The 24279-nt window shown below is 52.1% G+C and carries 23 protein-coding genes; 2 read left to right on the top strand and 21 right to left on the bottom strand.

The window, feature by feature from the left end; genetic code table 11:
• Positions 1-259: 259 nt before the first annotated feature.
• From NCTC9997_RS09015 to yceD, 13 genes are all read right to left on the bottom strand, one after another.
• On the bottom strand, positions 260-1048 hold the full coding sequence (locus tag NCTC9997_RS09015) for a YchF/TatD family DNA exonuclease (protein WP_064977901.1): 789 nt from the start codon (positions 1046-1048) through the stop codon (positions 260-262).
• A 10-nt stretch (positions 1049-1058) separates the two neighbouring features.
• On the bottom strand, positions 1059-2039 hold the full coding sequence (gene holB, locus NCTC9997_RS09020) for a DNA polymerase III subunit delta' (RefSeq protein WP_064977902.1): 981 nt from the start codon (positions 2037-2039) through the stop codon (positions 1059-1061).
• 1 nt (position 2040) lies between these two features.
• Positions 2041-2676, bottom strand: a complete 636-nt coding sequence (gene tmk, locus NCTC9997_RS09025) for a dTMP kinase (RefSeq protein WP_039044847.1) — start codon at positions 2674-2676, stop codon at positions 2041-2043.
• The gene (gene mltG / locus NCTC9997_RS09030; RefSeq protein WP_064977903.1) at positions 2673-3689 is read right to left on the bottom strand and encodes an endolytic transglycosylase MltG; all 1017 of its coding nucleotides are present in this window, start codon (positions 3687-3689) and stop codon (positions 2673-2675) included. The genes tmk and mltG overlap by 4 nt, the downstream gene beginning before the upstream one ends.
• A complete protein-coding gene (gene pabC, locus NCTC9997_RS09035) occupies positions 3689-4498 on the bottom strand; it encodes an aminodeoxychorismate lyase (RefSeq protein WP_064977904.1) in 810 nt (269 codons plus the stop codon). Before pabC ends, mltG begins: the two co-directional genes overlap by 1 nt.
• Positions 4499-4680: 182 nt before the next feature.
• Complete coding sequence (fabF, locus tag NCTC9997_RS09040; RefSeq protein WP_010863891.1) at positions 4681-5919, bottom strand: beta-ketoacyl-ACP synthase II; 1239 nt, start codon at positions 5917-5919, stop codon at positions 4681-4683.
• 79 nt (positions 5920-5998) lie between these two features.
• Positions 5999-6232, bottom strand: a complete 234-nt coding sequence (acpP, locus tag NCTC9997_RS09045; protein ID WP_010863892.1) for an acyl carrier protein — start codon at positions 6230-6232, stop codon at positions 5999-6001.
• Between the two features lie 158 nt (positions 6233-6390).
• A complete protein-coding gene (gene fabG / locus NCTC9997_RS09050) occupies positions 6391-7125 on the bottom strand; it encodes a 3-oxoacyl-ACP reductase FabG (protein ID WP_064977905.1) in 735 nt (244 codons plus the stop codon).
• Positions 7126-7203: 78 nt separating this feature from the next.
• Positions 7204-8133 (bottom strand): ACP S-malonyltransferase, encoded by a 930-nt coding sequence (fabD, locus tag NCTC9997_RS09055; protein WP_039044849.1) that lies wholly within the window; start codon positions 8131-8133, stop codon positions 7204-7206.
• Between the two features lie 219 nt (positions 8134-8352).
• Positions 8353-9312 (bottom strand): beta-ketoacyl-ACP synthase III, encoded by a 960-nt coding sequence (locus NCTC9997_RS09060; RefSeq protein WP_010863895.1) that lies wholly within the window; start codon positions 9310-9312, stop codon positions 8353-8355.
• Between the two features lie 6 nt (positions 9313-9318).
• Positions 9319-10344, bottom strand: a complete 1026-nt coding sequence (gene plsX / locus NCTC9997_RS09065) for a phosphate acyltransferase PlsX (protein WP_010863896.1) — start codon at positions 10342-10344, stop codon at positions 9319-9321.
• A 16-nt stretch (positions 10345-10360) separates the two neighbouring features.
• Entirely contained in the window at positions 10361-10528 is a 168-nt protein-coding gene (rpmF, locus tag NCTC9997_RS09070) for a 50S ribosomal protein L32 (RefSeq protein ID WP_010863897.1), read from the bottom strand.
• Positions 10529-10547: 19 nt separating this feature from the next.
• Positions 10548-11069, bottom strand: coding sequence for a 23S rRNA accumulation protein YceD (gene yceD / locus NCTC9997_RS09075; protein WP_010863898.1), 522 nt, complete (start codon positions 11067-11069; stop codon positions 10548-10550).
• A 155-nt stretch (positions 11070-11224) separates the two neighbouring features.
• On the opposite strand from yceD, the gene NCTC9997_RS09080 reads away from it, so the two are divergent.
• Positions 11225-11812 (top strand): Maf family protein, encoded by a 588-nt coding sequence (locus NCTC9997_RS09080; RefSeq protein ID WP_064977906.1) that lies wholly within the window; start codon positions 11225-11227, stop codon positions 11810-11812.
• A gap of 193 nt (positions 11813-12005) precedes the next feature.
• Here the strand turns inward: NCTC9997_RS09080 and rluC are convergent, their stop codons facing one another.
• Positions 12006-12968, bottom strand: coding sequence for a 23S rRNA pseudouridine(955/2504/2580) synthase RluC (rluC, locus tag NCTC9997_RS09085; protein ID WP_047709051.1), 963 nt, complete (start codon positions 12966-12968; stop codon positions 12006-12008).
• A gap of 489 nt (positions 12969-13457) precedes the next feature.
• Between rluC and rne the strand changes: the two genes are divergently transcribed.
• Positions 13458-16985 carry a ribonuclease E gene (rne, locus tag NCTC9997_RS09090; RefSeq protein WP_064977908.1) on the top strand — a complete coding sequence of 1176 codons (3528 nt, stop codon included), beginning with the start codon at positions 13458-13460 and terminating at the stop codon, positions 16983-16985.
• A 198-nt stretch (positions 16986-17183) separates the two neighbouring features.
• On the opposite strand, the gene NCTC9997_RS09095 is transcribed toward rne, so the two are convergent.
• The 7 genes from NCTC9997_RS09095 to NCTC9997_RS09125 all read right to left on the bottom strand — a co-directional run bounded on the left by NCTC9997_RS09095 (position 17184) and on the right by NCTC9997_RS09125 (position 24246).
• Positions 17184-17987 carry a hypothetical protein gene (locus NCTC9997_RS09095; protein WP_064977909.1) on the bottom strand — a complete coding sequence of 268 codons (804 nt, stop codon included), beginning with the start codon at positions 17985-17987 and terminating at the stop codon, positions 17184-17186.
• A gap of 206 nt (positions 17988-18193) precedes the next feature.
• A complete protein-coding gene (locus tag NCTC9997_RS09100) occupies positions 18194-19285 on the bottom strand; it encodes an anhydro-N-acetylmuramic acid kinase (RefSeq protein ID WP_064977910.1) in 1092 nt (363 codons plus the stop codon).
• A gap of 116 nt (positions 19286-19401) precedes the next feature.
• The gene (locus NCTC9997_RS09105) at positions 19402-21378 is read right to left on the bottom strand and encodes an AsmA family protein (protein ID WP_064977911.1); all 1977 of its coding nucleotides are present in this window, start codon (positions 21376-21378) and stop codon (positions 19402-19404) included.
• Positions 21379-21438: 60 nt separating this feature from the next.
• Positions 21439-22020, bottom strand: coding sequence for a dCTP deaminase (dcd, locus tag NCTC9997_RS09110; protein ID WP_039044857.1), 582 nt, complete (start codon positions 22018-22020; stop codon positions 21439-21441).
• A 164-nt stretch (positions 22021-22184) separates the two neighbouring features.
• Positions 22185-22829: a uridine kinase gene (gene udk, locus NCTC9997_RS09115; protein ID WP_010863906.1), complete on the bottom strand. Its 645-nt coding sequence runs from the start codon at positions 22827-22829 to the stop codon at positions 22185-22187.
• Between the two features lie 84 nt (positions 22830-22913).
• Positions 22914-24026, bottom strand: a complete 1113-nt coding sequence (gene apbC / locus NCTC9997_RS09120) for an iron-sulfur cluster carrier protein ApbC (RefSeq protein ID WP_010863907.1) — start codon at positions 24024-24026, stop codon at positions 22914-22916.
• A 70-nt stretch (positions 24027-24096) separates the two neighbouring features.
• Positions 24097-24246, bottom strand: coding sequence for a hypothetical protein (locus NCTC9997_RS09125; RefSeq protein ID WP_156669261.1), 150 nt, complete (start codon positions 24244-24246; stop codon positions 24097-24099).
• Between the last annotated feature and the right edge of the window lie 33 nt (positions 24247-24279).

The following is a 24279-nucleotide window of genomic DNA, read 5'->3' on the forward strand; positions in this document are numbered from 1 at the left end:
ATAATCGGGCGCAATCAGGAGTAAAGCGCGAAACAACGCCTACGGTTGGCAAGCGATATAAGAAGGGAATGCTATTTATACAACACTCAGTCGTAAATAATGAGTGGCAGAGGACAACAGCAAAATAAAGATTAAAAAGACAAAAGACAAAAGACAAAAGACAAAAGACAAACTTTTGACGATAAAAAGGCAGGTAGCAAACTCCCGTTTGCCCCTGCCCTATCAGGCGCTCAAATGAGCACTGTGATAACAGCGGATATCAGCTACGCTCAACCTGCGCCGTAGCAAACAAGCGACAGAAGTTCTCCGTCGTTGCTTGCGCAAGGGTCTCCACAGAAACGCCTTTCAACACCGCCAGATACTCAGCCACGTCACGAACAAACGCCGGCTGATTTTCTTTACCACGGTGCGGTACTGGGGCCAAATACGGTGAGTCTGTCTCCACCAGTAAGCGCGCCAACGGCACTTCACGGATCGCTTCACGCAGCGCTTCCGCATTACGGAAGGTGATGATCCCTGACACCGAGATATAAAAGCCCAGCTCCATCGCCTGACGCGCAAAATCAGCATCTTCGGTAAAGCAGTGGATCACCCCACCGCATTCTTGCGCCTGCTCTTCACGCAAAATACGTAATGTATCCTCACGCGCATCACGGGTGTGGATAATCAGCGGCTTATTCACTGCCCGCGCAGTACGAATGTGCTCACGGAACACCTCTTGCTGCAAAGCAACGGTATCTTCGCTGTAAAAGTAGTCCAGACCGGTTTCGCCAATGGCTACAACTTGCGACTCTGCCGCCAGCTCACGAAACGCGACAGCATCAAACGGCTCATCCAGATCCAGTGGGTGTACGCCGCATGACAAAGAAACATCACGACGATGGCCGACCAGTGCTTTTAACGCCTGATAGCGGGTTAAGGTCACTCCGACACTCAAAAAATGCTGTACTCCACACTCACGTGCTTTATCCAGTACCGCATCCACGTCCTTATGCAGATCGTTATAATTCAGCCCATCCAAATGGCAATGGGAATCGATCAGAAACAAGGGAAACTCCTCAGATATCACTACTCAGACGCAGCCACAAAGTGGTTAATAGCAATTCGCTATTCAAGCTGCCTGATGTCAATAATTCATGGCGCAGCGCAGTCAGCACCTGTAGCCAATGCTGCAACGTCACCACATCAATCCGTTGCAGCAGTTGCTCCATCACCGGTTGCATATCTTGATTAATGCGCACAGTTTGGCTTCCCAGTGCTAATGCACTGGTTTCCAGCAACAGACTAATAATCCAGCTCAAATTTTCGGCTGGATTCTCTTTCACCAACTGCGCAATAAAGGTCGGCACATCAGTGGTTTGCAAAAACAACAACAGCCCCTGCAACACATCAGCCCGGCGCTGCATATGATTACCGGCAAGCAAGTCTAGCGCCGCCAGTGGCGCTCCGCGGCTCAAGCGTAACGCTTGCAGTGCTTGTGCGTGATTAAATCCACTCGCCTGCGGTTGCTGCTGCATCCAACCAAGGGCTTGCAACTCGTTCGGCACCGTTAAACGCCAACGTTGGCAACGGCTCGCAATGGTCGGCAGCAAACTGGCCGATTCATCCAAACCAAGAATAAAAAACGTATTCGCCGGAGGCTCTTCCAATGTTTTGAGCAGCGCATTGGCCGATGCTTCATTCAAACGTCCGGCATCCGGCATCCAAATCACTTTAGCGCCGCCTTGCTGGGCGTGGGTATAGAGCCTTTCGCAGACTTGCCGTACTCGCTCGACCCCTATCTGGCTTTTGCCGCTTTCCGGCTCAAGCTGATAAAAATCAGGATGATTACCCGCCGCCATTAACTGACAGCTATGACAATGCCCACACGGCTGCTCACCCACTGGCTGCATGCAGAGCAAGCGCACAGCTAACGCACGTGCCAGTGCATCCAAGCCCAGACCGGGTAAGGTGCGCAGCAACAGTGCATGGTGCCCCTGACCGCGCAGGTAACCGTGCATAATCTGCTGATAGTCAGCACTCAGCCACGGATAATACATCTCAGAGCCCCTGAGCATCGAGCCACTGGTTCAGCGTCGCTTCAATCGCCGCTGTCACCACGGGCAGCGCCTGACCCGCATCAATGATGCGAGTATTCGGATCATTTTGCGCCAGTTCAAGATAGCGGACACGGGTACGCTCAAAGAACGACAAGTCTTGCTGTTCAATCCGGTCCAATTCACCGCGCTGTCGTGCGCGCTGCAAACCGAGTGCAGGTGCAATATCCAAATACAGGGTCAGGTCTGGGCGAAAATCCCCCAGCACGGTATCGCGCAAGGTTTGTAACAGCACCGGATCAATCTGACGGCCACCGCCCTGATAGGCTTGAGAGGACAAATCATGACGATCGCCAATAACCCACGCACCACGTGCCATTGCCGGTAAAATCACGTTCTCCACCAACTGAACGCGCGCGGCATACAGCATCAACACCTCAGCTTTATCAGTCAACGGCTCGTCTGGATGGCCTTCTTTGATCAAGCTACGCAAACGCTCCGCCAACGGCGTCCCGCCCGGCTCACGGGTAAAGACCAAATCCGCAATACCACGAGTACGTAAGGTCTGTATGACTGTGTTTTGTGCCGTGGTTTTGCCCGCGCCTTCCAGTCCTTCGATGACGATGAATTTACCGGTCACTGTTTTTTCTCTCTTAATTGTTTTACGTAATTACGTACAGCCTGATTATGCGCATTCAGGTTGGTGGAAAACTGATGGCCACCCGAGCCATCGGCCACAAAATACAGATACTGGGTAGTATCTGGATGCGCCGCCGCATTCAAAGAGGCTAATCCCGGCATGGCAATCGGCGTCGGCGGTAATCCATTAATGGTGTAGGTATTGTACGCCGTTGGCGTTTGTAAATCTTTACGGGTGATATTGCCGTTATACTGCTCCCCCATCCCGTAGATCACAGTCGGGTCAGTTTGCAAACGCATCCCCAAACGCAAGCGATTGACAAACACCGAGCTCACCCGTGTGCGTTCAGACTCAATCGCCGTCTCTTTTTCAATGATGGAAGCCAGCGTTAACATCTCATACGGCGACTGCAGCGGCAGACCTTTTTCTCGGCCATCCCATGCTACCGTCAGCTCTTTTTCCATCCGGCGATGCGCGCGGCGCAAGATATCCAAGGCTGAGGTGCCCGCTACATAATGATAGGTATCAGGGAATAACCAGCCTTCCACCGAGCCTTGTTTGATCCCCAACTTTTGCGCAATTTCTGTGTTGGTCAGCCCTTGCAGATCATGCTCCAAATAAGGCGCTTGCTGCAAAATCGGTAACCACTCACTAAAGCGGGTTCCTTCGATAAAACGAATGCTGAACTGCGCCTCACGGCCACTGACTAACAATTGCATCAATTGACGCACCGTCATACCCGGCGTCAGACGGTATGTGCCCGCTTTATAATGGGCTAAGGAAGGATCAACGCGTAATAGCCACGGCAGCCACTGCGCATCGGCCACTAATTTTTGCTCTTCCAGTAAGGAGGCCAGCGCGACACGCCCAGTACCGGGTTTAACAGTCAATAATTCTGCCGAATCAGGATTCAACGGCTGCTCAGCAAAACCGAGGATCCGAGAATACAACGAATAAGCCACTGCAGCTGCCAGCGCGACAACTATCAGGCCAGCAAGGGCGATTTTCTTCATCACAAACTATCGTCCAAAAAACGTTGGAGTTGCCGACATAACGTGAAGTCATGTAACTCACGTTGCCGGTAAATACGCACCGGAACCACCGGTAGTAGCGCATTGCATAATAAAATTTCGTCAGCCTCATCGAGGGCCGCACGTGTGGCATCCACTTCGAGACATGTCTGACCGCAGGACGCGAGATACGCCATGATGGCCCCTCGCATGATCCCACTGACTCCCGCACGCTCAAGGCGTGGGGTAAAAACAGTATCACCACAGCGCCATAGCAGATTGGCCGCACAGCATTCCACCAGCCGCCCCTCAGTGTCAAGCACAGCGGCTTCATCCCAGCCCTGTTGGTCAATCTCGCGCCGGATCAAGACTTGCTCTAGGCGATTCAGGTGTTTGATCCCCGCCAGTAACGGCTGGCAAGACAGTGCAATACTGCTATCCCCCAGCACAATGCCGTGCGTTTGCCAGCTGGTATAATGCGCTGGCCATGCAGAGGTAAAAATAATGCGCTGCGTTTGGTGACAGCCTTGCGCGCTATAACCACGTCCTCCACTGCCACGGGTCAGTAATACTTTAAGCACGCCCTCTTGCACCAGCTCGGCTTGCTGACGGATCTCACGCAGCAACAGATCTCTTTCTGGCGGCGTCATAAACAGCCGCTCACAAGCTAGCCACAATCGCTCTACGTGCGCTTGTTCGAGCTGCAAACGACTAGCTCGCACTCGCCCAGTGGTAAAACAGCCATCACCGTATGCCAGCCCGCGATCGGTGGCTGCAATGCTCTCGACCGGATTGCCATTGATCAATATCACTTCTGCCTCCTGCTGCGGGTGAACGCCGATAATGGCGCTGCCAGAGACTGTTGCTAATGCACTAAACACACAGAACCCAGCAGACAAAAAAGACCTGATGCAGAAACTGCATCAGGTCTTATCATATCAGCTATCAGCGCTACGCAATAATCGTCGACAGACGATGCCTACGTAGCCACTAATCAGATTTTGCGAAACAGCAGTGAGCCGTTAGTACCACCAAAACCGAATGAGTTGCACAGGGCATATTCGAGTTTTGCCTGACGCGCTTCGTGCGGTACATAATCCAGATCACATTCGTCATCCGGATTATCCAGGTTGATGGTTGGCGCAATGGCCTGATCACGCAAAGACAGCACAGTGAAGATCGCTTCTACCGAGCCAGCCGCCCCTAACAGGTGACCAGTCATCGATTTAGTGGAGCTCACCATTACTTTGTGGGCGTAATCGCCAAACACGCTCTTCACAGCACGGGTTTCGGCCACGTCACCCGCAGGTGTCGAGGTACCGTGCGCGTTCACGTACTGAATGTCAGCGGCGCCAACGCCGGCATCGTTCATCGCATTCAGCATCGCCAGTGCAGCACCAGAGCCGTCCGCCGGAGGCGAAGTCATGTGGTACGCATCGCCGCTCATGCCAAAGCCAACCAGCTCAGCATAGATTTTCGCGCCACGGGCTTTAGCATGCTCGTACTCTTCCAGCACCATCATGCCCGCGCCATCGCCCAGTACAAAACCGTCACGATCACGATCCCATGGGCGGCTCGCCTGTTGTGGTGCATCGTTACGAGTAGACAGCGCACGCGCGGCAGCAAAACCGCCCATCCCCATTGGGGTACTGGCTTTTTCAGCGCCACCGGCCAGCATGGCATCGGCATCACCGTAAGCGATCATGCGCGCAGCGTGACCGATGTTGTGTACCCCGGTAGAGCAAGCGGTAGAGATCGCAATGTTCGGACCACGCAGCCCACGCAGAATGGACAGGTGACCGGCGATCATATTGACAATGGTAGACGGCACGAAGAATGGGCTGATTTTACGTGGGCCGCCATTGAGCAGCGCCGTGTGGTTTTCTTCAATCAGACCCAGGCCACCGATACCGGAGCCAATGGCAACACCCATGCGGTGTGCGTTGGCTTCGGTGACTGTCAGGCCGGAATCATCCAGTGCCTGCAGACCGGCAGCAATACCGTATTGAATGAAGAGATCCATTTTGCGCGCGTCTTTGCGCGACAGATACTCTTCACAATTAAAATCTTTTACCAGCCCAGCAAAACGGGTTGCGAAAGCGGTAGTATCGAAGTGTTCGATCAGGCTGATGCCACTCTGGCCGGCGAGCAGGGCTTTCCAAGAAGCCTCAACTGTATTACCGACAGGAGATAACATGCCCATACCAGTCACAACGACTCGACGTTTAGACACGTTTGCTACTCCAAGGGGGGAAGCTGTTACGGGGTATAGAAAAACTTAGGCGGTCGATTGACCGCCTAGGTGTGTTCGATTACTGATTGTTCTGGATATAGTCGATAGCAGACTGAACAGTAGTGATCTTTTCAGCTTCTTCGTCTGGAATTTCGGTATCGAATTCTTCTTCCAGTGCCATTACCAGCTCAACGGTGTCAAGAGAATCTGCACCCAGGTCTTCAACGAAAGAAGCTTCTGGCTTCACTTCGTCTTCTTTAACGCCCAGTTGCTCGATGATGATTTTCTTAACGCGTTCTTCGATAGTGCTCATACTCTTAATTTTCCTATCAAACTCGCTCAATAGCGCGATGGTTTCCGTAGTGTATTCAATGACGCGAAAGTTGCAACCAATACCACGCTGGTCAAACCACGATTTTACGAAATTTGACCGTAAATTCACGGTATTAAGTCAAAACATTTGCAAATTTATTACACCATATACATGCCACCGTTGACATGAATTGTTTCACCGGTGATGTAAGCCGCACCGTCAGAGGCCAAAAATGCCACAACAGATGCAATCTCTTTTGCCTCACCCAGACGCCCTGCTGGCACCTGAGTCAGAATACCTGCCCGCTGATCTTCATTCAGCGCACGGGTCATGTCTGTTTCAATAAAGCCCGGAGCTACCGCGTTCACGGTAATGCCACGAGAGGCCACTTCACGGGCCAAGGACTTGGTAAAACCAACCAGACCGGCTTTCGCGGCGGCATAGTTAGTTTGTCCTGCGTTACCCATTGTACCAACAACTGAGCCGATACTGATAATACGACCGTGGCGTTTTTTCATCATGGCACGCAAAACGGCTTTCGACAAACGGAACACGGATGTCAGGTTAGTATCCATGATATCCTGCCATTCGTCATCTTTCATGCGCATCAGCAGATTATCACGGGTAATACCGGCATTATTCACCAGAATATCCACTTCGCCAAACTCTGCGCGAATGGTATCCAGGGTTGCTTCAATAGATGCAGGATCGGTCACATTCAGCGCCAAACCTTTGCCCTTATCACCCAAGTAGCTGCTGATCGCTTCTGCACCGCTTTCGCTGGTTGCAGTACCGATCACACATACGCCCTGAGCAACCAGTGCTTCGGCAATCGCACGACCAATACCACGGCTGGCACCGGTCACTAAGGCAATTTTCCCGTTAAGGCTCATCGTATTCCTCTTACTCGTTTATCGCTCGCGCGTTTATCGCCCGATGCTTATTGTGATTCTTTGCTGATAAGTCGCTGATTATTCGCCTAACGCTGCAGTCAGTGACGCCACATCATTAACGGCAGCAGCGGTCATGCTGTCAACGATACGCTTAGTCAGGCCGGTCAGAACTTTACCTGGGCCCATCTCCAGCAGGTGAGCAACACCTTGCGCTGACATGCTCTCTACAGTTTCCGTCCAGCGAACTGGGCTATACAGCTGGCGTACCAGTGCGCTGCGGATAGCGTCAGCATCAGATTCAGCCGCCACATCCACATTGTTGATAACAGGGATGCGTGGCGCATTGAAGGTGATCTCTTGCAGTGCCACCGCCAATTTATCGGCTGCTGGCTTCATCAGCGCACAGTGAGATGGCACGCTAACTGGCAATGGCAGCGCGCGCTTCGCGCCAGCAGCTTTACAAGCCGCGCCCGCACGTTCAACGGCTTCTTTGTTACCGGCAATCACCACCTGACCGGGTGAGTTGAAGTTAACCGGCGCCACCACCTGCCCTTCAGCAGACTCAGCACACGCTTTGGCGATAGAATCATTATCCAGACCAATAATGGCCGCCATCGCACCGGTGCCTTCCGGTACGGCTTCTTGCATCAACTTGCCGCGCAGTTCAACCAAACGCACCGCGTCTTTAAAATCCATCACACCGGCACACACCAGTGCAGAGTATTCACCCAGGCTATGGCCAGCCATCACGACCGGCATCGCGCCGTTTTTCTCTTGCCATACGCGCCAGATAGCAACAGAAGCTGTCAGCAGCGCTGGCTGGGTTTGCCAGGTTTTATTCAGCTCTTCGGCTGGACCTTGCTGCACCAACGCCCACAGGTCATAACCCAATACGGCAGACGCTTCAGCAAAAGTCTGCTCAACAATCGGGAACTGCTGTGCCAAATCAGCCAGCATACCGACAGACTGAGAGCCTTGACCTGGGAATACCATCGCAAATGTTGTCATGTTCATTTCCTGTTGTTCTGGAGTACCTGCGGCTAACTGCCGCGATACTGAAGCTCTTGTTCAAGCACACGCCGGTAAACCCACTTCGTTGGCTCGAACAAGATCTCAAATCGTTGCACCGAAAAGAGCCGGAGGCTCAGTGTTGCGCTAGCGAGAAACGATTCAGGGCTAATCGCCGCAAAACGGCGATAAAGCGCTTATTAAAACAGCGATTAAAACCTAGAAGCGCACCAGCGCCGAGCCCCACGTGAAACCGCCGCCAAACGCTTCCAGCAGAATCAATTGTCCGCGCTGAATTCGGCCATCACGTACCGCTTCATCTAATGCAGTGGGCACAGAAGCAGAAGAGGTATTACCCTGTTTATCTAGCGTAATAACCACTTTATCCAGCCCCATGCCTAACTTGCGCGCAGTCGCATTGATGATGCGCAGGTTCGCTTGGTGTGGTACCAGCCAATCTAACTGCTCTTTTGGCACGTTGTTGGCTTGCAAAGTCTCTTCGACCAGATTAGCCAGCTCAGTCACCGCCACTTTAAAGACATCGTTGCCTTTCATGGTCAGGTAGCAGCTATCGCTCAGCTCAGGTTGTCCGCGCTCACCGTATGGCAAAGACAGCAACTCACCGTAGCGGCCATCGGCATGCAGATGGGTAGACAAAATGCCCGCCTCTTCTGATGCGCCCACGACCACCGCACCGGCCGCGTCACCAAACAGGATCACCGTTCCGCGATCCTGTGGATCCAGCGTGCGCGATAACAGATCCGAGCCGATCACTAATGCATTTTTTACCGCGCCAGTACGGACAAACTGATCCGCTACGCTCAGTGCGTAGGTAAACCCTGCGCACGCAGCAGCCAAGTCAAATGCGGCCGCATCTTTAATACCCAGTATCGCTTGTACCTGACACGCTGCGCTTGGAAACGCATGCGTGGCAGACGCCGTTGCGACAATGATCAGACCGATATCATCTTTATCGATTCCGGCCATTTCGAGCGCATTACGTGCTGCTTCAGCCGCCATTGTGGATACGGTTTCGTCAGCAGCCGCAATACGGCGCTCACGAATGCCTGTACGGCTAACAATCCACTCATCGGTCGTTTCTACCATCTGCTCTAGATCAGCATTCGTGCGGATTTGGGCAGGCAGATAACTCCCCGTTCCTAGAATTCTTGTATACATGAACGATTAGTCACTCTTGAGTAATACTGCATCAAGCCGGGCAGCAATCCGCGCCGGTACAGACCGGTTCACTTCCTGCGCTGCCTGCTCAATGGCACAAACCAGTGCCTGTTGATTGGCCCCACCGTGGCTTTTCACGACAATACCGCGTAATCCTAACAGACTTGCGCCGTTATACTGGTCGGGGTTCAACTCCCCCATGCGTGAAAAGGCCTTTTTTAACAACCATCGCCCTAAAAAGCGCAGCAATCCGTTAGTTTGGGTTTTGCTACGCAGCTGGGATAAAAATAATCGGGCTACGCCTTCCATGGTTTTGAGCGTCACATTTCCCACAAAGCCATCGCACACAATCACGTCAGCTTTGCCGGTCAGAATATCATTGCCTTCGATATAGCCTTGATAGTTCAGCGCCGAGCACTGTTTTAAACGCTCGGCTGCCGCTCTGATTGTATCATTTCCTTTGACTTCCTCTTCACCGATATTCAGCAGCGCCACGCGCGGTGCTGGCATCGCGTATAATTCCTCAGCCAGTACGGCTCCCATAACGGCGAACTGGAACAGCATACTGGCTGAAGAGTCTACATTCGCACCTAAATCCAGTAACAAGGTTTTTCCGCGCAAGGTATTAGGCAACGCCGCAACCAGCGCCGGACGTTCGATACCCGGTAACGGTTTGAGGATCATTTTCGCCAGGCCCATCAACGCGCCGGTATTCCCAGCACTGACACACGCTTGCGCCTCCCCCTCTTTCACCGCCTCCAGCGCAATACGCATAGAGGTATCACGACTATGACGAATAGCCTGCGATGGACGCATTTCATTAGGGATAACTTGGGCAGTGTGAATAATTTTGGTACGAAGACGTACGGAGTCTGACGCGGATTTAAGATACGAGAGAATGATTTGCTGATCGCCGATCAACAGCAAATGCAAAAAAGGATTGGATGTCAGAGCCTGCAAAGCAGCAGGAAGGGTGACACGGGGACCGAAGTCCCCGCCCATGACATCTAACGCTATGGTTAGACGAGTCAAAGTAGCACCTAAATAATTAGGCAACTACCTTGCGGCCACGGTAGAAACCGTCGGCAGTAACATGGTGACGCAGGTGAGTTTCACCGGAAACTTTGTCTACGGACACAGCTGCAGTAGTCAGTGCATCATGAGCACGACGAGTACCACGCTTTGCACGAGATTTTTTGTTCTGTTGTACGGCCATTGACCTTACTCCTCGAGAATTACTTTCGCTTTAAACTAGCTAGTACGGCGAATGGATTTGGTTTATCGGCCTCAGGAGGTAATTCGCCAAAAACCATCTCCGCTGTGGACACTTCACAGTGTTCGGGTTCATGCACCGGAACCTGTGGCAGAGCGAGGATGAATTCGTCTTCGACCAGACCCAGAAGGTCAATCTCGCCAAACTCATTGAACTCGACCGGCTCATAGATTTCCGGCAATGCTTCAACCTGTGCATCATTGGCAACTGGGCTGTAGCAAAACGTTACGTGTACAGTATCTTCGTAAGTCTTATTGCAGCGCTGACAGATCAAACGGACAGTTACCTCTGCCTGACCCTTAATCACCGTCAACTTCTGCTCATCTATCTCAAAAGACAGAGTGACTTGCGCGTCACTGAGCACGCCATCCGTTGCTTCGGCAACCCGTGTCAAAACGCTCTGAGGGTAGACACCTTCATAATCGAGACGTTTTAGCGCGGTTTTTACCGGATCAACCGATAGGGGTAATTTAACCTTTTGCATAGGATTTACCTTTTGCATAGGGCGCGCATATTAACTTTGTAATGCCTTGGAGTCAAAGAAAAAGGGAGGTTTTACGCCCCTTTCTCATTCACTCGCGATAAATTGCGCACAAGTCTAGAATAGGCCAACCACTTTATCCACTGACAGAGTGTAAAATGCAGCCAAAATTAATCCTTGCATCAACCTCTCCTTTCCGCAAGCAACTGCTGGAAAAACTAGGCATTCCGTTTCAATGCGCCAACCCTGACATTGATGAAACGGCCCGGCCTGATGAAAGCGCCGAGCAATTGGTTGTTCGTTTGGCACAGGAAAAAGCCCGCGCCGTTGCCACCTTGTATCCTGAGCATCTGATTATCGGCTCTGATCAGGTGTGTGTACTCAATGGCCACATCACCGGTAAACCGCTAACCGTGGAGCGCGCAGAAGAGCAACTGAGCCTTGCCAGTGGCCAATGCATCACCTTTTATACCGGCTTATGCCTGTATGACAGCCGTAACGGCCAATACCAGAGCTACTGCGAGCCCTTTCACGTACACTTTCGCTCACTGTCTGCCGCTGAAATTCACGCCTATGTAGCCAAAGAGCAGCCGTTATGGTGTGCAGGTAGCTTCAAGTGCGAAGGATTAGGCATTACCTTATTTGAACGCTTGGAAGGTGACGATCCCAATGCGCTCATTGGCCTGCCCTTAATCCGGCTAAATCAGATGCTGATCCAGCAAGGTTGTAATCCACTGCTAATCTAATCGCAGCCCTGACCACAGCCAAATACCGCATCAGCTGACCGACACCATTCTATCAGTGGATTTATTGTCGCAAAATATTGCTATAAACAGAATAAGCGCCTCTCGGCGCTTATTCATTCGAGCTTATCGTCTATTTTAGCAACACGTGTAGTCACACGCACGTTGAGCAACAGACTCGTTTAACCGTGCCCAATCAATATGAGCCGCGCTGATTGCGCAAATATTGCACAGTGCGTTTAAGTATGCCGTCTAGCGGCGCTTCAATCAGCATCTCTTGCCCAGTTTGCGGATGACGAAAACGGATTGCCGCCGCATGCAAGAACAGACGGTTTAGCCCACTCGCTGCAACCTGTGCATCAAAGTCACGATCGCCATACTTATCATCGAACGCAATCGGATGACCGGCATGCAAGGTGTGTACGCGGATCTGGTGAGTACGGCCAGTCACAGGGCTTGCTTTTACCAAGGTTGCCTGCTCAAAACGCTCCACAACCTCAAAGCGTGTTTCTGACGGTTTGCCTTCCGCGCTCACCCGTACAATACGCTCACCACTTTGCAGCACGTTTTTCATCAGCGGCGCTTGTACCACTTTACAGTGCTTCTGCCACTGACCACGCACTAAGGCCAAATAGTCTTTCTGCACGGTTTTAACACGCAGCTGCTCATGCAGATCGCGCAATACCGAACGTTTTTTGGCCACTAACAAGATACCGGATGTGTCTCGGTCCAAACGATGTACCAGCTCCAAAAAGCGCGCTTCTGGGCGCAGAGCACGTAAACCTTCAATCACACCAAAACTCAGCCCACTACCACCATGCACGGCAGTGCCTGACGGTTTATTGAGCACAATCAGACCGTCATCTTCATATAAGATGCAATCGGCTAACGCAGCAACACGTGTCAACTTGGCAGATACCGGCGCTTCTTCTTTTTCTGAAACCCGAATCGGCGGCACGCGCACTTCATCTCCGGCTTGTAATTTGTACTCCGGCTTGATGCGTTTTTTGTTTACCCGCACTTCCCCCTTACGCAGGATGCGGTACAGCAAACTTTTCGGAACGCCCTTCAAACGAGTGCGCAGATAATTATCAATTCGCTGACCCGCTTCATCATCGGCAACGGTCAGTATTTGTACTTTTGTATTAATTTCTTTCATATGAATGATTTTAGCATGAGGCCGATCTCAATTTCTGTAAAAAAGTAACCTTGCCTAACATACTTTATGAATGGGATAATGTCGTGATTTTCCACGATTGTATTTGTCGTTGCACGCAACCGATGGAATTTTAAAGTTTGCTTGCCTGCGATAACGCTGCAATGGCGTAAGACGTTAAGCATAACAAGCACTTAGTGAGTCACGGGTAGCAGCACTGCCGACTGTAGTAACCATTATACAGTCATACCTTGAAGAATGTGCACCCATCCCTGTGTCGTCGCTGAATCCTTGTCGTATGTAAAATGACCATACACGGACTCATCAGCGAAGGAGACGCAGGCTAAATTGCGCACCGCATTATCAATGCGCCCCATGCGTGTGACAGCCGGGAGGCTGACGTCCATGCTGTAGACTCGGGGTCGATAATGTTCGGCAGACTGGATTCGCCCGCTGGCTCTGATGCCAACGAAAGAATAATGAGTAAACTGCATGAAAAGAATGTTGATTAACGCGACTCAGAAGGAAGAGTTGCGGGTTGCCCTTGTTGATGGCCAAAAACTGTACGATCTGGATATTGAAAGTCCGGGCCACGAACAGAAAAAAGCTAATATTTACAAAGGTAAAATCACACGAATCGAACCAAGTCTGGAAGCTGCCTTTGTTGATTACGGCGCTGAACGTCATGGTTTCCTGCCACTTAAAGAAGTTGCCCGCGAATATTTTCCAGCCAATTATTCCTACCACGGTCGTCCGAACATCAAAGATGTGCTGCGCGAAGGTCAGGAAGTTATTGTTCAGGTTGATAAAGAAGAGCGTGGTAACAAAGGCGCGGCCTTAACCACTTTCATCAGTTTGGCCGGTAGCTATCTGGTACTGATGCCAAACAACCCTCGTGCTGGCGGGATCTCTCGTCGTATCGAAGGTGAAGAGCGTACTGAACTGAAAGAAGCCCTATCCGCGCTGGAACTGCCAGACGGTATGGGTCTGATTGTTCGTACCGCGGGTGTGGGTAAATCAGCTGAAGAACTGCAATGGGACCTGAAAGTTCTGCTGCACCATTGGGAGTCTATTCGCCTGACTGCGGAGAGCCGCCCAGCGCCGTTCTTGGTGCATCAAGAAAGTGATGTGATTGTTCGCGCAATCCGTGACTATCTGCGCCGCGATATCGGTGAAATCTTGATTGATAACCCGAAAATCTTCGAGAAAGCCAAAGAGCACATCAAACTGGTGCGTCCGGATTTCTTGAACCGCGTGAAGCTGTATCAAGGCGAAGTGCCGCTGTTCAGCCACTATCAAATCGAATCACAGATTGAATCTGCCTTCCAACGTGAAGTGCGTCTGCCGTCTGGTGGCTCTATCGTTATCGATACGACCGAAGCCCTGACCGCTATCGATATCAACTCCGCCCGTGCAACGCGCGGTGGCGATATCGAAGAAACCGCGCTGAACACCAACTTGGAAGCGGCGGATGAAATCGCGCGTCAACTGCGTCTGCGTGACTTAGGCGGCTTGATTGTTATCGACTTCATCGACATGACGCCAGTGCGTCACCAACGTGAAGTAGAAAACCGCATGCGTGATGCGGTGCGTCAAGATCGTGCTCGCGTACAGATCGGTCGCATCTCTCGCTTTGGTCTGCTGGAGATGTCGCGTCAGCGTCTGAGCCCATCTCTGGGTGAGTCTAGCCACCACGTGTGTCCACGTTGTAGCGGTACCGGTACTGTACGTGATAACGAATCACTGTCTCTGTCCATCCTGCGTTTGATGGAAGAAGAAGCCCTGAAAGACAATACCTCTCAGGTGCATGCGGTGGTTCCGGTTCAAATTGCGTCTTACCTGCTGAACGAAAAACGTAAGTCTATTGGGATGATTGAATCACGCCATAACGTGCGTGTGGTCGTGGTACCTGATAACCGCATGGAAACGCCACACTTTAACGTTGTGCGTATTCGTGAAGGTGAAGAGAGCAACGCGCTGAGCTACCTGTTGCCGCAAATTCACGAAGCGCAAGCGTTGGCCGAAGCGGAAGAGCAAGCTTCTGAGCGCCGTAAGCCAGCAACTGTGGTAGAAACGCCAGCGTTGTCTGGTCTGAGCGCACCAGCAGAAACCCCGGTAGCGTTGGTAACCCCAGCGATCCAAACTCCGGTGGCTCCGGCTCCAATGCCACGCAAACCAGAAGCGGAAAAAACCTCCTTCATTGGCGGTATAGTGAAGTTCTTCAAGGCTCTGTTCGGTGGCTCTTCTGCACAAGTAGAGCAAGAAAAAGCCGAGCCGGCGAAGAGCGAACAACGCGATCAACGTCGTAATCCGCGTAACAATCGTAACCGCGATGGCCGTCAGCCGCGTCGTGACCGTAACGATCGTAATGAGCGAGCTGAACGTGGCGAGCGTAATGAGCGTGGTGATCGCCCAGAGCGTACTGAGCGTAACGAACGCACTGAACGTCAGGACAACGACAACCGCCGTAACCGTCGTAATCAAGACGATCGCAACCGTCAAACCGCCGATGACAAAGCACTGAACGAGCAGGATAAGTCTCAAGAGCGCCGCAAACCACGCGATAACCGTGAAGGCCGTGAAGACAACCAGCAGCAACCACGTCAAAACCGTGGGGAGCGTCAGCAGCGTCGTCGTCAGGATGACAAGCGTCAATCCCAAGATGTGGTGGAAGCGAACGCAGTAGCTGAAAATGCTGCCGCGAACGTTGAAGTCGCCGACGATGAGAAGCAGCAGCAAGTAGCACAGCGCCGTCAGCGCCGTCAGCTGCGTCGTAAAGTCCGTATTTCGGATAACGACAACGCTAACAACGCCACTGAAAGCGTAAATGATGCTGCCGTTGCCACCGCGCCGATTGCTGATGTAGCTATCGCCCCTGTAGCACCAAACGCGCCAGCCGTGGACGTTAAGGTTGCCCCAGCGGCTACCGATGCGGCGACTGCCGATTCTGCTGCAGCAGATGTGGCAAACAATGCTGCAGATGCCGAGCAAGAGCGCAACTTCGAAGGTCATCGCCGTTCACGTCGTTCACCACGCCACCTGCGTGTGAGTGGTCAACGTCGTCGTCGCTATCGTGATGATCGTCGTAACGCGCAATCTCCAGTACCATTGGAAATGGCGGTGTTCTCACCAGAACTGGCCAGCGGTAAAGTCTGGATCCAGTATCCAGTGCAGGTCGCTGAGCGTCAGGTTGAGCACAATCTGGCTCCAGAAACTCCAGCGTTCGTACCAAACGAAGTGCTGCTGGAAAATCAGGCTGCGCAAGCTGCCGAACAGCAAGCCGCTGAGTCTGCTGCAATGGCCGAAACTGCAGCACCAGTAACTGAAACGCCAGTGACTCAAGCTGTAGTGACTGCAGCCTCTGCTGCTGTCACGCAAGCTGTCGAAACACAAGCGGCTGTAACGCCTGTGGTCGAAAGCGTGGTTAACACCGTCGTCGAGAACGCGGTTGCTCCAGCTGAAGCTGAAGTGCGCACAGCACCTCGCTCGGTACTGGTTGCACCAGTGCTGTCTGCAGAGCCAGCGTCAGTGGCCACAAGCCCTGTCGCATCTACAGCCAGTGTGGCGGAAGTTGCTCCGGTTTCTCAGCCTACTGAAGCAGTTGCTCCAGCAAGCAGCGCTGTGGAAAACGCTGTCACTGCGCCAATCACTACCGCGCCGGTTATCGACTCCGAGCCGGAAGTGCCAGCGATCATTGAAAAGCAGCCTGCGGCCACTCCAGTGGTTGAGACTGTGGTTGCCGAACCAATGAGCGCACACCACGAAGCTGGTGAGTGCGTTGTGCCTGCCGCCGTGTTGGAAGACGCTGTGATTGAAATCAATCCCGTTGAAGCGGCAGTACGTGGTCATGCACGCGCCGGTATGACTAAGGCTCCTGCTCCGGCTTATACGCCGTCAGAGCCTGTAGTTAGCACTTGGGTTCGTCCTGCGTATGAGTTCAGCGGTCGTGGTGCTGCCGGTAGCCAAGCGGCTACTCATCACGCCAGCGCTGCTGCAGCTAAGCCGCAGTCAGTCGAGTAAGTGGTAGTTCCGGGTATCCCTTTTTATGCAGGGATAACCGGTTTTACTGACCTTGTCTGTAGCTTGGAAGAACTTTCATCGGCTCGCTGTCAGTCAGATCTAATCATGACCAAAGCAACCGTAAGAAACCGAGTCAAAAAAGCCGCATTTATGCGGCTTTTTTATTGGCTCAATGCCAGCGACTTTTGTTTGAGCAAATTACGTTTGCTGCAATAAGCAATGTTTGAGACTAAGTAGCAACGCCGGTAAAGATAACGATTTGGGATGTCGGCAAGCAATTTGAAGTGTTAGCTCCGGTGATTCATTACCATTTAGGCTCAGTAACGACACTTCCACCATCCGCTGCAACACGACATTCATAATCGGCGCAATACGCTGTGTATGAATGCCGGCTGGTAAGGTCCACTCACACTCCAACCACTCTGCGTGCACTTGTTCGCGATGAAAACCATGCAAATCCGCCCAATGCCATACGGCAGGCAAAATAATGCTGTGGCTGTGCCGGATCAGCTCGTATTCGCTCCGCTCCAGATCGATCACACTTGAGCAGGTCGGCGACTCCGCCAGCGTATCATCCGCGGTGAGAAACTCATAAAACGGCAACTCATGCACCAAATTACTGTTCAGCGATACCAGCGATGAATTATAAATTTCCGCGACCTGACACAAGAGATCCAACACCTCTTGGCGACTGATGTACTGGCGCTGCCAAGTGATAATCAGCTGTAAGTGCTCCGGCTCTACATGAACAAACAGTGTTCGCAATCCGGCCGATGAAGGTCGATGCAACCACGCAGGTAAGCCCTGCTCAAGTTCAATCAGCGGAATATCATGCCCACACAGACTAAGCTGCTCCAGTTGTAGGGGCAAAAAGTGGCGAAAAGCCTGATGATAGGCTGCAATAAAGTGTTCGACATCCAAGTCGCCCAACAATACCCAACGCAGACTGTGCATCGGTATCAGGCTCGGATTGGAGATAACCGGTTGCTGTTCCGTCAGCATGGCTGAGACCCATCCTTAAATTTCATGTCAGCGCGAATGTCATGCCAGCGCATTAGTTTCGCAGAGAAACTTATTTCATATCAGTGAGTAATATTTCACCATAGCTACATTACACATCCGCGACACAGTTGGCAAAATATGCTGTATCGATGCAACAACCCATTGAAATATTAATGATTATAGATACACGCTAAACATGAATAAGATTAGGCAGAATAAATCGCCCCCAATACCGCCAACTGACTCGCCCCCGTCACCGCAGGCAAATTACCCGGTTGATGATGCATGCCACACCAAGCTAACCACGCAAAAGCCATCGCTTCCATATAATCAGGGTCTACGCCACGACTGGCCGTAGAAAGAACCGTGCTCGATGGTAGCAAGGCCTGTAACCGAGCCATTAAGAGAGGATTATGAACCCCGCCGCCGCACACGAGTACTTCCGACAAACCGCGATGCTGCAGCTGCTGGGCAATCGTCACGGCAGTGAGCTCTATCAGTGTAGCTTGCACATCGACAGCTGAGAGGTGTGCAAAAGCGTGCAACTTCGGTAACAACCACGCAGGATTAAAGAGTTCGCGCCCCGTGCTCTTTGGCGCTGGCTGGCTAAAATAAGGCTCTTGCAACAAACACTGCAATAACGCCTCATTCACCTTCCCCTGTCGGGCAAATTCTGCATCACGATCAAATGACTGACCGGTATGCTGCATAACCCAGTAATCCAACAGCACGTTACCCGGGCCGGTATCAAATCCTAAGACGGGACCTTGTGGCTGCAGCAAGGTAATGTTTGCCATACCGCCAATGTTCAGTACCGCCCGCGCGGAATGCGCGCCAAATAGCGCAGCATGAAAGGCCGGAACTAACGGCGCGCCTTGCCCGCCGAGTGCCACATCTTTACGGCGAAAATCGGCCACGGTGCAAATTCCGGTACGCGCCGTAATGATATTGGCATCGCCCAGTTGTAGGGTGAAAGGATACGGACCTTGAGGATCATGAAAAACGGTCTGCCCATGACTGCCAATGGCACGAATTTGTGCCGCCTCAACCCCACTCTTTACCAGTAACTGCTGCACGGCATTGGCGAAAAAGGTGCCGAGACGCTGATCTAACTGACCGATAGCCACCAGCGTGGTGCTTTGCCCATGACAGACATCCAACACCGCTTGTTTAAGCGCGGCGGGCATCGGCAAAAAATCATTGGCCAGCAACGTAACTTGCTGACCATCGGTTTCAATCAGGACACTATCCACACCATCGAGACTGGTGCCTGACATCAGGCCAATATACTTTTCCATCACTGACTCCGCCTGCCCTGCTTGCATACCGTTGTTCGGGTTGTAAATTATGGTTTAAGAACTATATGGTTTAAAAAAATAGATGGTTTAAGAAACATTGGCTAAGCACTCTTAACTCAGAGCTCACTCAGCGCTTTTTTCTCACTGTCAGACAGTTTGTCGCTGCTTTGCAGCCTATCGAGCAATCGCTGTTTGTTCGCCCGCAATTGCTGTTTGATAACATTGGCCGCATCGATCCGATAGCGCAAATCATTAAAGCTGCCATATACCTGCAGTGGAATGCTCAATTGCGACCACTCTGGCCCTAAATCTAAGCGGTTATTAATCTGCAACTGGCACTGCTTAGCCGCCCAATCCAGTGTACCGGTAGCATTCAACAGCAGTTTGTCATCCTGCGCATTCAGGCGCGCGATTTTGATCTGCCCATTTTGCAAATTCAGATCTGCCAGTAAACGGTTAAGGTGGGTCGTATAAGCCACGGGCTGGCCGGAAAACTGTTTGCCACGTAGCCGTTCGACAGTACTGCTTAGCAGATAAGATAGATTGATACCGTCAAACGAGACATCCGAGGCTTGGAGAGTCAAAAAGCCATGACTGGTCTGCAAACTTGGCCAACCACTGAACTGCCAACGCCCACTGGCGTTAAACATGCCACTGGCGTTAAATCCGGTATTCAGCCATGCCATCACCGATGACACCGGCATACTGCGGATCACTGGATTGAGAGAAAACTGCGTCGGTTCAGACAATAGATTAATGCGTCCGGTAGCACTGACATCGCCGCCCAAACCCTGCATGCTAAATTGATCGATATCGACCACGCCTTGTTGGACGGTGGCATCCAGTGACACTTGCTGGAATGGCTGCTGCCGCCAGCGGATCTGCTGAATGCGCAACGTGACAAAGCCGTCGACCTGATACAGATCGCGCAATGAACGCTCTGGCTTCTCTGCCGATACGTCAGCTGGTGCTGATGACATCACCTCGGCATCATCGGAGCTCTCGGCTGTCTGCGAGGCTATCGCAGGGTTATCCGGCTGATGACTGGTTGATGTTATTCGGGATGCGGTTTTATCGCCAGACAGAGACAGCTCACGCCACAACGGTAGCACCTCATCCAAATCCAGATATGGGCTATTCAGATTGATATCCACAAAGCCCGGCACTGGGCGAGATTTCAAAATGAGCTCACCGCCCAATTTGACGATCGGTGAATCAATACTGATGTTACTGAGCGCCAATCGCCCTTCACGGCGATCCAGCAGTACGCTAAAGCGGCTATCAATCAGCTGCGGCTCGCGCTCCGGTTGCAGTTTGGATTGCAGGCTCAAACGCAGTTGATTTTCAGTCAAGCTCAGCACGCTGATATCGTGATTGAGGCTCAGTTGCCCTTGGTAACTGAGCTGAATCAGATCGTCTGGCAGATGAATTTCGGAGGTGATCTCAATCGGATAACGCCCTTTGACAGGCTCGCTCAACATCATATTCAGATGTTCAAAATCGACCTGATGCTCGCCTTTGCGCCAGATCAGTTTGCCGTCATTAATGCGAATGCTGCGTAACGAGACCTGCCAGCCATCGTGGCGCTCCGGCACGGCAGATTTGGATGCGGGAGTTTCCGTATTAGAGCCAGATATGCTCAGCAAGCCGTCATCGCTATTTTCTGATGAGGCGCTATTGGAAGTGTCAGCCGCATCGGCTACCGGCTCGAGCAGCGCATCCCAGTTACTGACGCCATTGGCGGCTACTTCAATCGCGGTTTCTGCTTGATCGAATTGCACACGTTTGATGACCAGATCTTTGGTCAACAAAGCCGGCAAGCTGATATGCAGTGAAAGTTTTTTCGCTTGTAGGATGTAAGGATCTCGATAGCCTGCCGGACTACTGAGGCGAGTCTCCCCCGCTTCCAGTTGCAGGCCATGATAAAACCCCCAGCGCAGAGGGCCGTCGATGTGTAACGTCTGGCCGGTACGGACTTTGACCTTATCGACCAGTAGCGTCTTTAATGCCCGAGTATCAATGGACAATATCAGCAGTGCTATGCCTAACCCAAAAACGGCGATAACACCGGCCACTAACGCCAGCTTTCTCATCCTTGCTCCGCGCTGTTCTGAGATTAAATATACTGAGATTAAAGTTACAAGTTCAGGGTATCAATCTTTATCGATACGGCTCGCGACCGCCCCTTGCTGGCCTTTGTATTTGGCATCAGCACGGCTGTTATATGGACGCGCAGCAGGGCCAGTCAATGGCTCGAAGCTCAGGGCTCCAATCAACATTTTAGGACGCAGCGCCAGCGGCAATTTACCGGAGTTGTAGAACTCCAACACAATACGCCCCTGCCAACCCGGATCGATACGATGGGCGGTCACGTGTACCATCAATCCCAGACGGGCCAGCGATGAACGACCATCTAACCAGCCTACCACATCATCCGGTAAAGTAACCGATTCATGGGTAACGGCGAGAGCCAGCTCACCTGGGTGCAGGAAAAAGGGCTCATTCTCTTCCAGCACAATCTCGTCGCTCATCACACGTTCAAGAGCGGCGGTGACTTCATCTTTCGGCCCACTCAGATCGATAAACGCCGCTGTATGATCCCGGAATACGCGAAATTTATTGCCCAAACGGACATCCACGGTGGCTCCGTTAATGCGCTCAACTGGCGGACGCGGTTCTATCTGGATCCGCCCGGCATCCAACGCGGCTTCAATATCGGTATCACATAAACGCATGGTTGATCTTCTCCAAACTGGCTGCCTTTTACAGCGGTTTCCTTTAAAAAACAGGCTGGTAGAACCAGCCTGTTTTTAAGCAACGTATCGACATGTCTAATGCAGTTTCTAACGCGATAACCTCGATACCGTTGCCGCGCACTATCTTGTTATCATCGTCAGGCTTAGTCGCTCAACATCTGAGTGATTTTGGCCTTGAGAATATCAATCGCAATCCGGTTTTTGCCGCCACGCGGTACAATGATGTCAGCGTACTGCTTGGATGGCTCGATAAATTGCAAGAACATTGGACGCACGGTTTTCTGATACTGCTCGAGAACCGATTCCATCGTCCGGCCACGCTCGGTTACGTCACGCTTCACACGGCGCAGCAGACAGATATCCAGCGGTGTATCGATGAAAATCGAGGCATGCATTTCGCCGCGCAGGCGTGCATCCGTCAACAACAGAATCCCTTCCAGAATAATGACCTTCTTCGGCTCGAAGTGGATAGTTTCCTGCTTACGGGTATGTTCAACATAGCTGTACTGAGGAATTTCTACCGCTTCGCCACGCTGTAACATCTGCAAATGCTGCAGCAGCAAATCGTGGTCCATGGCTTTTGGGTGGTCATAGTTGGTCTTGACCCGCTCTTCCATGGCCAGATGGCTCTGATCTTTGTAATAGCAGTCTTCAGAGATCACGCCGATCTGAGCGTCTCCCAGCTGTTCGCACAGCTCACGGTAAATAGTGCTAGCAATAAGACTCTTACCTGACGCCGAAGCGCCCGCAATACCGATGATGAGACACTGCTGAGATTGTTCTGTCATATGAAAAGCTCTGATTACTCTGGTGGCGTGAAAATAAACCTTATGATTATAAGAAATTTGACCCTTATCACGCCAGCGTTGTTTTTAACTTATGTTACGAACTGCAATCTCTGTGGCGATTGATTCGCCAGACCAGTACATTTTGGCGGCAATTTTGGCGGCCAACTGGCGATAAATCAGAGCAAACTCGCTTTCCGGCGCGGCCACAACGGTCGGGGTGCCGTTATCCAAATCTTCACGCAAGCGAATATGCAGTGGAATTTGCGCCAGCAGTTCAGCGTGATATTTCTCTGCCAAACGTGCCGCGCCGCCGGTACCAAAAATCGCTTCATGGTGGCCGCACTGGCTGCAAATATGCATGCTCATGTTTTCCACCAAGCCGAGCACCGGCACATGCACTTTTTCAAACATGGCGATGCCTTTGGCCGCATCCAGCAAAGCCACATCTTGCGGCGTCGTTACCACCAGTGCTGCGGTTACCGGTGTTTGCTGAGATAAGGTCAGCTGAATATCCCCGGTACCCGGCGGCATATCGATCACCAGATAGTCCAGATCTGGCCACCAGGTTTCATTCAGCAATTGCCCCAGCGCGCGGCTAGCCATCGGCCCACGCCAAATCGTGGCACTATCTTGATCGACCAAATAGCCGATAGAGTTCGCCACAATACCGTGCGCACTGACCGGCACCATATGCTGACCATCGGGCGAGGTAGGACGCTGGTCTTCACTACCGAGCATCAAGGGAATCGATGGACCGTAGATATCCGCATCCAACAAACCGACTTTGGCCCCTTCGGCGGCCAGCGCCAATGCCAGATTGACGGAGGTGCTGGATTTGCCCACCCCGCCCTTACCGGAGCTCACCGCGATGATATTTTTGACGCCTTTAACGCCAGGCTGCTCATTCGCGCGTTTCAAGGTTGCGATTTGGTATTCCAGTACCCAGCGCACCTGACGCACGTCAGGTAATTGCAGCAACGCCGCATCAATGGCTTGTTGCAGGGCAATAAAGCCACTTTGCCACGCAAACGGCATTTGTAAGCGCACGGTCAACTCGCCGCGACGCAATGAGGCTTGCTTAAGTGCATTCAGGGTGCTGAGTGGTTGTTGCAGTGTTGGGTGAGAAAAGCCATCCAACAGCGGTAATACTTGCGCACTCAGATCAGTTTCGGAGCTAAAAAGTGATTTGAGACCCATCCCGTGTTCTCCTTTTTTGTTTGTCCGCTATCCCTGTTGGCCGTAATGGCGTGTGGTGTGCTCGCGTGGTTTAAGGCCACGCATCGACACCGTCATGACCACAAGGGATCGTCGGATCGGGTTTTGTTCTCATGACCGCCCAAGGTTGGGCGAATTTGACCGGCAAATCAACCCCATTGATTGCAGGGTGGTAGCGGTGTGCCGGATGATGGGGTAACATCACGGGATCCGTAAATCCAATGACAAGACAGCA

This window comes from Plesiomonas shigelloides, assembly GCF_900087055.1.
Lineage (GTDB): Bacteria > Pseudomonadota > Gammaproteobacteria > Enterobacterales > CAMTGL01 > Plesiomonas > Plesiomonas shigelloides.

Excerpts from the sequence above, each read along its gene's own strand:
- holB (WP_064977902.1), bottom strand. The coding sequence starts at position 2,039 with ATGTATTATCCGTGGCTGAGTGCTGACTATCAGCAGATTATGCACGGT.
- mltG (WP_064977903.1), bottom strand. The coding sequence starts at position 3,689 with ATGAAGAAAATCGCCCTTGCTGGCCTGATAGTTGTCGCGCTGGCAGCT.
- acpP (WP_010863892.1), bottom strand. The coding sequence starts at position 6,232 with ATGAGCACTATCGAAGAACGCGTTAAGAAAATCATCATCGAGCAACTG.
- fabG (WP_064977905.1), bottom strand. The coding sequence starts at position 7,125 with ATGAGCCTTAACGGGAAAATTGCCTTAGTGACCGGTGCCAGCCGTGGT.
- fabD (WP_039044849.1), bottom strand. The coding sequence starts at position 8,133 with ATGACAACATTTGCGATGGTATTCCCAGGTCAAGGCTCTCAGTCTGTC.
- NCTC9997_RS09060 (WP_010863895.1), bottom strand. The coding sequence starts at position 9,312 with ATGTATACAAGAATTCTAGGAACGGGGAGTTATCTGCCTGCCCAAATC.
- rpmF (WP_010863897.1), bottom strand. The coding sequence starts at position 10,528 with ATGGCCGTACAACAGAACAAAAAATCTCGTGCAAAGCGTGGTACTCGT.
- yceD (WP_010863898.1), bottom strand. The coding sequence starts at position 11,069 with ATGCAAAAGGTTAAATTACCCCTATCGGTTGATCCGGTAAAAACCGCG.
- NCTC9997_RS09080 (WP_064977906.1), top strand. The coding sequence starts at position 11,225 with ATGCAGCCAAAATTAATCCTTGCATCAACCTCTCCTTTCCGCAAGCAA.
- rluC (WP_047709051.1), bottom strand. The coding sequence starts at position 12,968 with ATGAAAGAAATTAATACAAAAGTACAAATACTGACCGTTGCCGATGAT.
- rne (WP_064977908.1), top strand. The coding sequence starts at position 13,458 with ATGAAAAGAATGTTGATTAACGCGACTCAGAAGGAAGAGTTGCGGGTT.
- NCTC9997_RS09095 (WP_064977909.1), bottom strand. The coding sequence starts at position 17,987 with ATGCTGACGGAACAGCAACCGGTTATCTCCAATCCGAGCCTGATACCG.
- NCTC9997_RS09100 (WP_064977910.1), bottom strand. The coding sequence starts at position 19,285 with ATGGAAAAGTATATTGGCCTGATGTCAGGCACCAGTCTCGATGGTGTG.
- NCTC9997_RS09105 (WP_064977911.1), bottom strand. The coding sequence starts at position 21,378 with ATGAGAAAGCTGGCGTTAGTGGCCGGTGTTATCGCCGTTTTTGGGTTA.
- dcd (WP_039044857.1), bottom strand. The coding sequence starts at position 22,020 with ATGCGTTTATGTGATACCGATATTGAAGCCGCGTTGGATGCCGGGCGG.
- udk (WP_010863906.1), bottom strand. The coding sequence starts at position 22,829 with ATGACAGAACAATCTCAGCAGTGTCTCATCATCGGTATTGCGGGCGCT.
- apbC (WP_010863907.1), bottom strand. The coding sequence starts at position 24,026 with ATGGGTCTCAAATCACTTTTTAGCTCCGAAACTGATCTGAGTGCGCAA.
- NCTC9997_RS09125 (WP_156669261.1), bottom strand. The coding sequence starts at position 24,246 with ATGTTACCCCATCATCCGGCACACCGCTACCACCCTGCAATCAATGGG.